This is a genomic window from Pseudomonas oligotrophica (assembly GCF_021726475.1).
GTDB lineage: Bacteria > Pseudomonadota > Gammaproteobacteria > Pseudomonadales > Pseudomonadaceae > Stutzerimonas > Stutzerimonas oligotrophica.
The window spans coordinates 319,301-332,271 of sequence record NZ_JAKJRU010000004.1 but is presented as its reverse complement, the minus strand read 5'-3'; the positions used below and the strand labels follow the sequence as shown (position 1 = coordinate 332,271).

Sequence of the window (12,971 nt, the reverse complement as noted above, 5' to 3'; positions counted from 1 at the left end):
AGCGCGCGGGCGTTCACCGGCGCCTCAGCGATGCGCCGCGAGGCTCACCGACACCGAGTCGGCGAAGCGCAGGGCGTGCGGCTTGTCGACCTCGACCTCGGCGTGACACACATCCGGGTGCGCCATGACCAGGTCGAGCAATTCCTGGGTCAGGCGTTCGAGCAGGGCGAAGCGGTTGCCCTCGACGTGGCCGATCAGCGCCTTGGTGATGGTGCGGTAGTTCAGCGCCTGCTGGATGTCGTTGCCGGCCACTGCCGCCCCGGCGGGGTAGTGAACGGTGACGTTGACCACCACGTCCTGGCGGTTGCGGATCTCGTCGTCGTTGATGCCGATGTAGGTGCGCAGGCGCAGGTCCTTGACCCTGATCCGCGCCAGGCCGGGTTCCAGGCGGCTCATCGGCGCTGCTCCCGGCCGATCAGCTGGAGGAACTCCATGCGCGTGTTGCACGACTGGCGGAAGGCGCCAAGCATCACCGAGGTGTTCATCACCGAGTTCTGCTTCTCCACGCCGCGCATCATCATGCACATGTGGCGGGCCTCGATGACCACCGCCACGCCGGCGGCCCCGGTGACCTCCTGCACGGCCTCGGCGATCTGCCGGGTCAGGTTCTCCTGGATCTGCAGGCGCCGGGCGTACATCTCGACGATGCGCGCCACCTTCGACAGGCCCAGCACCTTGCCGGTGGGGATGTAGGCCACGTGCGCGCGGCCGACGAAGGGCAGCAGGTGGTGCTCGCACAGCGAGTACAGCTCGATGTCCTTGACGATGACCATCTCGTCATTGTCCGAGGCGAACAGCGCGCCGTTGACGACTTCCTCCAGGCTCGTGGCGTAGCCGTTGCACAGGTAGCGCATGGCCTTGGCGGCGCGCTGCGGCGTATCGCGCAGGCCCTCGCGCTGCGGGTCTTCGCCGAGGCCCTGGAGGATGTCGCGGTAGTGATTCGAGAGTGTGTCCATGACGCTTCCCTGATGGTGTGCGGTTGTCTCGGCAAAAACTTATACGCAATCTTGAGCATGTACAAGAATATTTGCCTTGCGATAGGATTGCTGTACAGCTTTTCCCCGCCGAACGCCGCCAGCCGCGCAATCGCAGGAGATGACGCGATGTACAAGTACCTACTTTCTGTACAGGAATTACCGTGGCAAGCGCCAACAAGATGAACCGCAGCGACCTGCGCCGAGCGTTGCGTCATTCGCGGGTGCTGGAAGTCGAGGTGCAGAGCCTGCGCTGTTGCGGCTACGGCGCCTGGGTGATCGAGCACAGCGGCCGGCGCTCGGCCTTCGTCGACGATCAGGGGCAGGCGCTCTGGCGTGACCAGGCGAGCCTGAAGCAGGCGCTGCGCCATTGCGGCGTACGCGAAGTCTACTGGCGCCAGCCGGTCAGCCATGACGAGATGATCGGCCGGCCGCAGGTGATGGGCGCGATCCCCGGGTTGCGCATGCCGCTGGGCGACTGACCCGGCCGGCCGGCCGTCGATTGCTGCGCTACAATGCCGGCATTTTTCAGCGCGCGAGCCGCTTATGACCGAGACCACCGGCGCGTCCATCCCCGCCAGCGAGGCGGGGCAGGAAGAACTCTTTCCGATCCGTGAAGTATGCCGGCTGACCGGCATCAACCCGGTCACGCTGCGCGCCTGGGAGCGGCGCTACGGGCTGATCCAGCCGACCCGCACCGAGAGCGGTCACCGTCTTTATTCGCATGCCGACATCGAGGCGGTCCGCAACATCCTCGCCTGGACCGAGCGCGGCGTGGCGGTGAGCAAGGTCGGCGGCATCCTCGCGCGCAACGCCGAGCGCCAGGAACCGCAGGCACCGAGCCTGGCCGAGGTGTCCGGCGGCGACTGGGCCGAGTGGCAGGGCCAGGTCCGCGCCGCGGTGGCCGATTTCGACGAAGCCCGCCTGGACCAGCTCTACGGCCAGATCTTTTCCACCTATCCGCTGGCGACCGTGTTCCAGGACGTCCTGCTGCCGGTGTGGCAGGCGCTGCTGCTGAACCAGGACGGTTACGGCCGCACCAGCGAATGGCTGTTGCTCGACGCCTTCCTGCGCGCACGCACCCTGCAGCGCCTGCAACTGGGGCGTATCCCCGGGCGCCCGCGGGTGCTGGTCGCGGCGGTGCCCGGCCAGTGTCGCGAACTGGAGCTGCTGGTTACCGGCGTGCTGCTGGGCAACGACAACCTCGCGGTCAGCGTGCTGCCGTTCGGCCAACCGCTGGACGAGCTGGCACTGGTCTGCGACAAGGTCCGGCCGCAGGCGCTGGTGCTGGTCGCCAACCTGCCGCCGGGCGAGGCGCAGGTGCGCCAGTTCGGCAAGGTCGCCTTGTCGGTCAACTGCCCGGTGGCCCTGGCCGGCGAAGCCGCCGAACTCGGCCAGGACGCCCTCAGGCGCACCGCGATCGCCTGCCTCGGCAACAGCGGCCCGCTGATGCAGCGCCGCCTGCTGCAGTTTCTCGCCGGCCAGCTGGATACCTGAGCGGCACCCGTCTCCTGCGCAAGCAGCATTGCCTGGCAAGCGCAGGCTTGGGATGCTGGCGCCATCGCATATCCAGGCGCTTGCCATGAAGCCGTTCGATCCGACCGCCGCACCGGAATTCTTCGTCACCCGCGATGGTCTGCGCGTCGGCCTGCTCAGCCTGCCGCCCGGCAGCCAGGCCGCGGCACTGGTGCGCGTGGCCGGCGGTGCCCACGACGCGCCGGCCGAGTACCCGGGGCTGGCGCACTTTCTCGAACACCTGCTGTTTCTCGGCAGCCAGGGCTACGCGGTGGATGACGGGCTGATGGCCTTCGTCCAGGGCTGCGGCGGGCAGCTCAACGCCTCCACCCGCGAGCGCCACACCGACTTCTTCTTCCAGGTGCAGCCAGCCGAGTTCGCCGAAGGTCTCAAGCGCCTGCTCGACATGCTGGCCCGCCCGCTGCTGGCGGTCGATGCGCAGCTGCGCGAACGCGAAGTGCTGCAGGCCGAATTCCTCGCCCGCAACCGCGACAGCGAAACCCTCTGCGACGCCGCGCTTGGCACGGCGCTGGCCGAGCCGCATCCGTTCGGCGGCTTCCATGCCGGCAACCGCGACACCCTGACGGTGGAGTCGGCGGACTTCCAGGCCGCGCTGACCGGCTATCACCGACGCTTCTATCACGGCGGTGCGGCGCAGCTGCTGGTGGCCGCGCCGCTGCAGCGCGACGACCTGCAGGCGCTGCTCGAGGCGCCGCAGTGCCGCTTCCCGACGGGGCAGGGCGTGCACGCTGCGCCGCCGCGACTGCAGTTCCAGCCCGGCTGGAGCCGCCACCTGGAGCTGGCCGGCGAGCGACCGCGCCTGCTCATGGCCTATGCCCTCGACGATCTGCTGGCTGGCGCCGGGGCGGCGCTGGACCTGCTCGGCTGCTGGCTGGCCAGCGAGGCCGCGCACGGCCTGCTGGCGCGCCTGCGCGAAGGCGGCTGGTGCGAGGCGCTGGCGCTGCGCGTGCCTTACTGGCACCCGCGCCAAGGCGTGCTGGTAGTCGACCTGCCGCTCAGCGAACGTGGGCAGGCCGAGCGCGCGCGGGTGGTCGGTCTGGTCAGCGGCTGGCTGGACTTCTTCGCCGGCGTGGCCGGTGCGGCACCGGTGTGGGACGAGTACCGGCGCGTGCGCCAGCGCGGCCTGACCGGCATGGACCCGCTGAGCCGCCTGCGCTACTGGATCGAGCCGGATGCCTGGTCGCCGCAACGCGACGCCGCCGAGGTGCAGCAGGCCCTCGCGACGCTGCTGCGGCAGATGCAGGCCACCGCCCCGGCGCTGCTGAGCGCCGACCCGCGGCCCGGCGAGGCGCTCGCCAGCGCCGGCTTCAGCTTGCGCCTGGCCGATGAGCCGCTGCCGCGCGCCCCGGGCCCGCAGCCGGACTGGCAACTGCCGGCGCGCAATCCCTGGCTGCAGGAGGCAGCGGCCCGGCATCCGCTGGTGGCGGCGTCGCTGCCGGCGGTGCGCTGGCTGCAGCCCGAGCAGGACGATCCGCTGCAGCAGGGTGCCCTCTACCTGCGCTGGCGTTTCCCCCGGGTGCCGGCATTCGCGCTGGGCGCCGCGCTGCAGGCCGGGCTGCGCGATGCGCGCTGGGCGGCGTGCCAGGCGGGCGTCGACCTGGCGTTCGAGGACTTCGGCAGCAGCTGGAGCCTGGCGCTGGTCGGTTATGCGCCGGTGCTGCCGCAGATTGCGGCGGACCTGCTGCCGCACCTGGGCCAGTTGCCGCCCGCCGTGCTGGCCGAGGGGCAGGCGCAGGCGGGCAGGGCGTACGAGCTCGACGGCCAGCAACTGCTGGTCCGCCAGCTGCTTGGCCGGCTGTCGCGGCTGCTGGGCGGCGAGGCGAATCCCGCGGGCGACTGTACGCTGGGCGACACCTGGCGGGGCGCGCAGTGGGATGCCCTGGCCATCGGCCTGGCGGACGCACATCGCGGGCTGCTGGGCGAGGCCCTGGCCGATGCACCCGGCCGCCCGGCCGGCGCCAATGCACTGGATGTGCCGGTGGCGCCCCTGGCCGCGCCGCACTGGTGGACACTTGGCGGCGCAGGCAGCGAAACGGCAGTGGTGCTGTTCTGCCCGCTGCCCAGCCGTCGGCCGCGCACCGAAGCCGCCTGGCGCCTGCTCGCCCGCTTGATGGAGGCACCGTTCTTCCGTCGCCTGCGCAGCGAACTGCAGCTGGGCTACGCGGTATTCTGCGGGTTCCGCCAGTTCGGCGAGCATGCCGGGGTGGTCTTCGTGGTGCAGTCGCCCGAGGCCTCGGCCGCCGCCATCGTGGCGCACATCGAGACCTTCCTTGCCGACTTCGCCGAGCGCCTGCCCGGCCTGCTGGCCGAGCAGTCCGTGCAGATCGCCGAGGCTGCTGCCGCGCACCGGCTGCCGGCCGGCCAGTTGCGCCGCCGCGCCGAACAGCTCTGGCAGGCCTGCCTGGCCGGGGTTGGCCTGGACCATCCGCAGCAGGTGGCCGAGGCGATGGTCACCCTGGATGCCGCCGAACTGGCTGCCCAGCTGCAGCACCTGCGCGGCGCGCGCGGCTGCTGGCAGGTCGCGAGCAACGCCGCCGCAGCATTCTGAAATTTCCTTCTGTTGCCAGTCGCCATCACGCCTCGCGTGGTGGCCGGCTGCGCTGCGCGCTAGGCCCTGGCATGCCCCTGGCGCGCTCACGGCAGCCCTTTGGCCTAATACCGCGCACCTCCTGCCGGACGAGGCCTGGACGCGCTTTCGGGCTGCTCCCGGTTACCCGCCCAAAGTACTAGCCAAACGCCGCCATCGCAGCGTATGGCAGGGCAGAACCCGTTTCGATAATCGCCTCCGACAACGACCCTACGTCGTCCATAAGCGGAGAGCGCCATGCACAAGAACAACAAAGCCACCAGAACACTCCTCCCGCTGGCCCTGGCCAGTGCCGTCGCCATGTCGATCAGCCAGACTGCCCTGGCCGAGATCGTGCTGTACGACCAGAACGACATGACCTTCTCCACCGACGGCTACTTCAACACCTTCTACGTCAACAGCGATATCGACCGAGCCGGGGAGCAGTTCGATCGCGACCAGTCGCGGGTGAAGATGGGCTTCCTGCCCAACTACATCGGCTTCAACTTCGGCAAGCAGGTCGGCGACCTCAAGCTGGGCGGCCGTTCCTCGTTCTGGGTGACGATCAACGACAGCGACACCAACGGCACCGCCACCGCCATCGACGTGCGTCAGTTCTACGGCACCGCTGCCGGCGCCGAGTGGGGCGAGGTGCTGTTCGGTAAGGACTTCGGCCTGTTCGCCCGCTCCAACATCCTGCTCGACGAGATGCTCACCGGCTATGGCCAGGTCAGCGACACCCTCGGTCTGGTCGACTTCGGCGGCGTGTCCTTCGGCAACATCGGTACCGGCTACCCGTACCCGTTCCCGACCTCGCAGATCACCTACCGCTCTCCGGTGATGAACGGCCTGCGCATCGCCGCCGGCATCATGGACCCGGTGGACACCACCGATGACGCCAGCTCGGCGCTGGACAAGGCCTATCAGGAAGCGCCGCGCTTCGAGACCGAGATCACCTACCAGTTCGACCTCGGCGGCACCCAGTTCTACACCTGGGTCAACGGTATGCAGCAGAGCTCGGACAACACCGACAGCACCGTCGAAGAGGTCGATTCCAAGGGCGTCGGCTACGGCGTGCAGGCCAAGATGGGTAACCTGTCGCTGACCGCCTCCGGCTTCCAGGCCGAGGGTATCAACCCCTTCTACACCAACAACGCCGGCGAGGCGCAGCTGCGCGAAGTGGACAGCGACGGCTACCTGCTGCAGGGCTCCTACCGCTTCGGCAAGAACCGCGTCGCGCTGTCCTACGGCAAGACCAAGGACGACGGCAACGGCCTGGGCACCGCCGCCGACTACGAGACCCGCGGCATCGCGCTGTTCCATGACGTCAACGACAACCTGAAGCTGGTTGCCGAGCTGAACCAGGTCGAGATCGAAGGCAAGGACACCGACGCCTTCGACGAAGAGACCCGCACCTTCGCCATCGGTGCTGCGCTGAGCTTCTGAGCCCGACAGGCGCGGGGCGCGGATGAGGCACGAGCCGTAGGCCGACCCATCCGTTGCGTGCAGTGGCCCGTCGGCGACCGACGCACCACGCCCCGAAACACCAGGCCGGCCCCGCAAGGGCCGGCCTTCTTGCATATGCACGGTCCGTTGCCGGCGCCGGGGCATTTCGTCGCGCTGCTACCTAGGCAGGGCCGTACCGGTACTCAAGTAGCATTTGCGCCTCCCAAACCCTGCCCAAGAATGTGGATATTCGACAGGTGCGACGGGAGTGCGGTGGTGACAGAGCAGCAGAGCGAAGTGGTCCGTACTGCCATGTCCGAATCGCGCTCGGCGGAAACCGTCGCGCAGGACCTGGCCCGCCAGCTGATGCACCCGCACCTGGGCTTCGTGCTGTTCTTCTGTTCGGCCGAATACGACCTCGATGCCCTGGGCGACGCGCTGGAGCAGTATTTCGGCGGCGTGCGCCTGGTCGGCTGCACCTCGGCCGGCGAACTCACCGCCCAGGGCTACAGCCGCAGCTGCGTCTCGGCGATCGGCTTCGACCATCGGACCTTCTCCATCGCCTGCGAGCTGATCGACGAGATGGACCGCTTCGGCCTGGTCGACGCCCAGCAGCTGGTCGAACGCCTCGGCGCCGATTGCCGGAGCAACTCCCAGGCACCGATCAAGGACCACAGCTTCGCCCTGACCCTGCTCGACGGGCTGTCCAGCCGCGAGGAAGTGGTGCTCGCCGCGCTCAGCGCCGCGTTCGGCAGCATCCCGCACTTCGGTGGTTCGGCCGGCGACGACAACCGCCTGACCCGTACCCACGTCTACTACAACGGCCGCTTCCATTCCGGCGCGGCGATCGTCGTGCTGATCAACACCTGGCTCGACTTCGAGGTGTTCACCACCCACCACATCCGCCCGCGCACCGAGAAGCTGGTGGTCACCCAGGCCGACAGCCAGGCCCGGCGCGTCTACGAGCTGAATGCCGAGCCGGCCGCGCTGGAATATGCCCGCCTGATCGGCGTGCCGGTCGAGGCGCTGGATCACATCCTGTTCGCCGCACACCCGCTGGCGGTGCGCATCAACGAGCACTACTACGTGCGGGCCATCCAGAAGGTCAACGACGACCTCAGCCTGACCTTCTACTGCGCGGTGGAGAACGGCATCGTGCTCACCGCCATGGAGCCCGGCCCGCTGCTGCCCAACCTGACCGAGCTGTTCGAGCGGCTGGAGCGGCGCCTCGGACCGCCGCTGCTGACCATCGGCTGCGACTGTTTCCTGCGCCGCCTGGAGATCGAGGAACGCGGGCTCGGCGAAGCCGCTTCCCAACTGCTGCGCCAGCAACAGGTGATCGGCTTCAACACCTACGGGGAGCAGTTCAATGGCATGCATATCAACCAGACCTTCACGGGTGTCGCCATTGGTCGACCGGGAGGGCGCAGTGTCCGTTGACCCGCTGGCGCGCCTGGCCGAACTCGAGCGCGAGAACGACAAGCTGCGGCGCATCAATGCGGCGCTCATCGAGCGGGTCGAAAGCAGCGGGCCTGGGCGCGATGCGTCCTACGCGGCGTTCCAGCACTCGGTGGAACTGGCCGAGCAGGTGCGCGAGCGCACCGACGCGCTGAACCAGGCCATGGCCGAGCTCAAGGCCAGCAACCGCCTGCTCAGCGACGCCAGGCTGCGCGCCGAGACCGCCCACCAGCACCTGATCGACGCCATCGAGAGCATTTCCGACGCCTTCGTGCTGTTCGACCGCGACCAGCGCATCGTGCTGTTCAACCGTCGCTTCAAGTCGTTGTGGAGCCGCACCCGTGCGCGCATCCTCGCCGGCATGCGCCTGTCCGAGGTGCGCCGGCTGGCCGAGAGCACCGGCCTGATCGTCGAGGAGCACCGCGGCAAGGGCGACGAGCCCACCGTCTACCGGCTGCACAACGGCCGCTGGATGCAGGTCAGCGAGCGGCCGACGCGCGAAGGCGGGCTGGTAATCCTCTACACCGACATCACCGAGGTGAAGGTCAGCGAGACCATGCGCCGCGAGCAGGCCCTGGCGCAAAAGTCGCGGCTGCTGCAGCGTGCGGTGGACAGCCTGTCCCAGGGCGTGGCGATGGTCAGCGCCGAGGGCACGCTGGAGCTGTGGAACCACCGTTTCCTCGAGCTGTGCGGGTTGGCGCCGATCGAGGCGCACCGGCCGTTCGACGAGGTGATGACCGACAGTGAGCTGGACCTGCTCACCCCCGGTACGCGCGATGCCAACGGCAAGCCGCTGCGGGTGCTGGAGCAGCGGCTGTTCGACGGCCGCGTGCTGGAGATCCGCACCCACGCGCTGCCCACCGGCGGCTTCGTCAATACCTTCACCGACATCACCGAGCGCTATCGTCACGCCGAAGCGCTGCGCGAGAGCGAGCGCTGGATCCGCCTGATCACCGACCACGTGCCGGCGCTGATCGCCTACGTCTCCTCGGACCTGACCTACGAATTCACCAACAAGGTCTACGAGGAGTGGTACCGCTGGCCCAGTGACGGCATGCTCGGCCAGAGCCTGCGCGAGGTGCACAGCGGCGAGCACTGGCGCCAGCTGGAGCCGTACATCGACCGCGCGCTGTCCGGCGAGAGCGTCAGCTTCGAGATGGCCGAGCGCAACCACGCCGGCCAGCAGCGCTACATGCTGCGCTCCTACGTGCCCAATCGCCTGGCCAGCGGCGAGGTGGCCGGCATCTTCGTGCTGATCCAGGACATCACCGACCGCCGGCGCACCGCCGAGGCGCTGCACCAGGCCTACCAGAACCTCGAGCAGCGGGTGCGCGAGCGCACCGCCGAGCTGACCAGCCTCAACGACCAGCTGCTGCGCGAGATCGACGAGCGCAGCCATGTCGAGGCGCGCCTGCGCGAGGCCAAGCGTGAGGCCGAGCTGGCCAACCTGTCGAAGACCAAGTTCCTCGCCGCGGTCAGCCACGACCTGCTGCAACCGCTCAACGCCGCGCGCCTGTTCACCAGCGCGCTGCTGGAGCAGCCCAAGGCGCAGGCCAACGGCGGGCTGGTGCGCAACATCAGCAACTCGCTGGAGGATGTGGAGAACCTGCTCGGCACGCTGGTCGACATTTCCAAGCTCGACGCCGGCGTGATCAAGCCGGATATCGCCCCGTTCGCCGTCAGCGAGTTGCTCGAGAACCTCGCCATGGAATTTCGCCAGATCGCCGGGGCCGAGCGCCTGGTGCTGGATTTCATTCCCTGCTCGGCGCTGGTGCGCAGCGACATCCAGCTGCTGGCGCGCATCCTGCGCAACCTCCTGACCAACGCCATCCGCTACACGCCCGAGGGGCGCGTGCTGCTGGGCTGCCGGCGTCGGCGCCAGAGCCTGTCCATCGAGGTCTGGGATACCGGCGTGGGCATTCCGGCGGACAAGCTCGAGGAGATCTTCCAGGAGTTCAAGCGCGGCGAGGGTGTGCGGCCGAACCAGGACCGCGGCCTGGGCCTGGGCCTGGCCATCGTCGAGAAGATCGCGCGCATGCTCGGCCATCGCATCCAGGTCAGCTCGCAGCCGGGGCGTGGTTCGCGATTCGCCATCGAGGTGCCGCTGGCCAAGCGCGCGCCCAAGGCGAGGCCCGAGCCGGGTACCGCCGAGCTGGCGCTGGAACGGCTGCACGGGGCGCGGGTCTGGGTGCTGGACAACGACACGGCGATCTGTGCCGGCATGCGTACGCTGCTGGAGGGCTGGGGCTGCCAGGTCACCACGGCGCTATCGGAGGAGGACCTGGCGCGGCAGGTGGACAACTTCCACGCCGAGGCCGACCTGATGATCGCCGACTACCACCTGGACAACGGGCAGACCGGCATCGGGGTGGTGACCACGGTCAACGACCGCCGCGCCAGCCCGCTGCCGGCGCTGATGATCACCGCCAACTACAGCAACGACCTGAAGCAGCAGGTGCGCGAGCTGGGCTACATGCTGATGCACAAGCCGGTACGGCCGATGAAGCTCAAGACCGCCATGTGCCACCTGCTCGACCGCGGCGAGTGATTCCAACCAGCGGAAGTGCGGGTGCGTGTACCTATGCTGGCCACCGATACCCGGACTGGACTGGGGCAGGCGAGGTCGGAGGGGCGTTAGGCGAGTGAGCAGGGCCGCGCGGCGCACCCCAGGGTGACGAGGGTGGGCGTGGTACAGCGGCGCGTCCTTGCGCTGGATCGGCAGGGTGCGCCGTGCGCACCGCGACAGCCGGGATGCGCGCAAGCCTGGCCCGGGCTCAGCGGCGCAGATAGCTGGAGAAGTCGATGTCGCTGGCCGAGAGGATCGCCTGCACGCGATTGTGCACGTTGAGCTTGCGCAGGATCGCCGAGACGTGGGCCTTGACCGTGGTTTCGGCGATATCGAGGTTGTAGGCGATCTGCTTGTTCGATTCGCCCTTGGTCATGCGTTCGAGCACCAGCAATTGCTTGCGGGTCAGCGCCTGCAGCAGTTCCGGCGGAATCGACGGCTCGCTGTGGTGGTGATGACGGGTGGCGGCCTTCTGGCTGCGGATGATGTCCGAGGGCAGGTAGACGTTGCCGTTGAGGATCTGCTCGATGGCCTCGGTCATCTGCGCGCGCGGCGAGGACTTGGTGATGAAGCCCACCGCACCGTAGGTGATGGCCTGCAGCACGATCTGCTTGTCCTGCTCGGCGGAAACGATCACCACCGGGATGGTCGGTGCCTCGTTGCGCAGGTTGATCAACCCGTTGAGCCCGTGCATGCCGGGCATGTTCAGGTCCAGCAGGACCAGGTCCAGGTCGTCGTGTTCCTGGGTCAGCGCCAGTGCACTGTCCAGGTCGGCCGTCTCGAGGATCTCGCTGTCGGGGAATCCGTCGCGGATGACGTTGTGGATCGCCTCGCGAAACAGCGGGTGGTCGTCAGCGATGAGAATCTTGTACAAGGCCGGGCACCTCTTGTTGTGATTATGGTGAGCTGATCAGTCGACGCCGCCGCGGGCCTCCATGGGCTCCGGGCTGGCCGGCTGCAGCGGCAGGCCGGCCTGTTCCCAGGCGTCGACCCCGTCGCGGTACCAGTAGATGTTGGTATAGCCCAGGCGATGGGCGCGGATCGAGGCATTCCAGCTCAACCAGCAATCGGAGCGGCAGTAGAACACCAGGGCGCGCTCGAGATCACCGCCGGTCGCCTGTTCCAGGTTGCTGGCGAAGTAGCTTGCCCATTGCGCGTCGAGATTGCCATCGCCGGTGTTGGGCAGCCAGAGGCTGCCGGGCAGGTTGGCATGCGGCTCGCTGTCGATGAAGCGCCCGGCCAGCCACTGGCGGCGGTAGACGTCCACCAGCACCGGCGCCGACTCGCGCTGCAGCAGCGCATGCAAGGCCTGGGTGGTCACCGTGCGCGCGCCCTCGACCGACTCGGGCGTCGGGCTGCGGTAGCGGTCCTGGCGATAGCCATCGGCGGAGAACAGCTCCGCGCGTTCCGCGGCGCCAGCGAGCAGGGGCAGCATCAGCAGCCAGGTGAGCATCCGCTTTCGCATCGTGGTGTTCCGTCCTTTCGTGGGGTCGATTACAGAACAAAGGGCGGCCGCTGGAAATCCTACGATGGAGACCGAAACCAGTACCAAAGTAGTAATTCACGCCGCCCGGCGCAGTGCCGCGTGCTGCGGGTTGAAGCTGACCACCGCGAGCACGGCGAACAGCAGCGTCAGGCCCAGGCATACCCCTAGCGCCAGCGGAGCGAGCCGCTCGTACAGCGCGAAGCGCACCAGCTCCACCGCGTGGCTGAAGGGGTTGAGCGCGCAGATCCAGTACAGCCACTCGCTGGCTTCGCGCATCTTCCACAGCGGGTAGAGCGCCGAGGACAGGAAGAACATCGGGAAGATGACGAAATTCATCACCCCGGCGAAGTTCTCCAGCTGGCGGATGCCGTTGGACAGCAACAGGCCCAGCGCACTGAGCAGCAGCGCCACCAACAGCAGTGCCGGCAGCGCGGCGAGCAGGCCGAGCGCCGGTGGCTGGACGCCGTAGAGCCAGGCCACCGCGAGGAAGGCATAGACCTGCAGCAGCGAGATCAGCGCCGTGGCCAGCAGCTTGCTGGCCAGCAGGAAGGCGCGCGGCAGGGGGCTGGTCAGCAGCACGCGCATGCTGCCCATCTCGCGGTCGTAGACCATCGACAGCGAGCCCTGCATGCCGTTGAACAGCAGGATCATGCAGGCCAGCCCGGGCACGATGTAGGTTTCGTAGGTGATGTAGGTGTCGTAGGGCTCGATGATGGCGATGCCCAGCGCGGCGCGGAACCCCGCGGCGAACACCAGCAGCCAGAGCAGCGGCCGTACCAGCGCGCTGAGAAAGCGCGAGCGCTGCTGGACGAAGCGCAACCATTCGCGCGCGACGATGCCGCGCAGGCATTCCAGGTAGGCGGTCATGGGCGCTGCTCCGTAGGGTGCGCCGCGCGCACCGAGGGTTCGCGGCTTGGGCGCTGGCGCGCAGGGCGCACC

At 68.4% G+C, this 12,971-nt stretch carries 11 protein-coding genes; 6 read left to right on the top strand and 5 right to left on the bottom strand.

Features of this window, described 5'->3' with window-relative positions; all coding sequences use genetic code 11:
- Positions 1 to 24: 24 nt before the first annotated feature.
- Together folX and folE are read right to left on the bottom strand one after the other, a co-directional pair.
- Entirely contained in the window at positions 25 to 396 is a 372-nt protein-coding gene (gene folX, locus L3N39_RS10810) for a dihydroneopterin triphosphate 2'-epimerase (RefSeq protein ID WP_237257336.1), read from the bottom strand.
- Positions 393 to 956: a GTP cyclohydrolase I FolE gene (gene folE / locus L3N39_RS10805; protein WP_237257335.1), complete on the bottom strand. Its 564-nt coding sequence runs from the start codon at positions 954 to 956 to the stop codon at positions 393 to 395. The genes folX and folE overlap by 4 nt, the downstream gene beginning before the upstream one ends.
- Positions 957 to 1,138: 182 nt before the next feature.
- Between folE and L3N39_RS10800 the strand changes: the two genes are divergently transcribed.
- The 6 genes from L3N39_RS10800 (at position 1,139) to nahK (ending at position 10,528) form a co-directional block, all read left to right on the top strand.
- A complete protein-coding gene (locus L3N39_RS10800; protein WP_237257334.1) occupies positions 1,139 to 1,456 on the top strand; it encodes a DUF6482 family protein in 318 nt (105 codons plus the stop codon).
- A 64-nt stretch (positions 1,457 to 1,520) separates the two neighbouring features.
- Entirely contained in the window at positions 1,521 to 2,471 is a 951-nt protein-coding gene (locus L3N39_RS10795) for a MerR family transcriptional regulator (RefSeq protein ID WP_237257333.1), read from the top strand.
- Between the two features lie 85 nt (positions 2,472 to 2,556).
- Entirely contained in the window at positions 2,557 to 5,058 is a 2,502-nt protein-coding gene (gene pqqF / locus L3N39_RS10790) for a pyrroloquinoline quinone biosynthesis protein PqqF (protein WP_237257332.1), read from the top strand.
- 276 nt (positions 5,059 to 5,334) lie between these two features.
- A complete protein-coding gene (locus L3N39_RS10785; protein WP_237257331.1) occupies positions 5,335 to 6,522 on the top strand; it encodes a porin in 1,188 nt (395 codons plus the stop codon).
- 276 nt (positions 6,523 to 6,798) lie between these two features.
- The gene (nosP, locus tag L3N39_RS10780) at positions 6,799 to 7,962 is read left to right on the top strand and encodes a nitric oxide-sensing protein NosP (RefSeq protein ID WP_237257330.1); all 1,164 of its coding nucleotides are present in this window, start codon (positions 6,799 to 6,801) and stop codon (positions 7,960 to 7,962) included.
- Positions 7,892 to 10,528, top strand: a complete 2,637-nt coding sequence (gene nahK, locus L3N39_RS10775) for a hybrid sensor histidine kinase/response regulator NahK/ErcS' (protein WP_237257329.1) — start codon at positions 7,892 to 7,894, stop codon at positions 10,526 to 10,528. Before nosP ends, nahK begins: the two co-directional genes overlap by 71 nt.
- A gap of 226 nt (positions 10,529 to 10,754) precedes the next feature.
- Here the strand turns inward: nahK and L3N39_RS10770 are convergent, their stop codons facing one another.
- From L3N39_RS10770 to L3N39_RS10760, 3 genes are all read right to left on the bottom strand, one after another.
- Positions 10,755 to 11,420 (bottom strand): response regulator transcription factor, encoded by a 666-nt coding sequence (locus L3N39_RS10770; protein WP_237257328.1) that lies wholly within the window; start codon positions 11,418 to 11,420, stop codon positions 10,755 to 10,757.
- 36 nt (positions 11,421 to 11,456) lie between these two features.
- Positions 11,457 to 12,011, bottom strand: a complete 555-nt coding sequence (locus L3N39_RS10765; RefSeq protein WP_237257327.1) for a PQQ-dependent catabolism-associated CXXCW motif protein — start codon at positions 12,009 to 12,011, stop codon at positions 11,457 to 11,459.
- Between the two features lie 96 nt (positions 12,012 to 12,107).
- Positions 12,108 to 12,899, bottom strand: a complete 792-nt coding sequence (locus L3N39_RS10760; protein WP_237257326.1) for an ABC transporter permease — start codon at positions 12,897 to 12,899, stop codon at positions 12,108 to 12,110.
- Between the last annotated feature and the right edge of the window lie 72 nt (positions 12,900 to 12,971).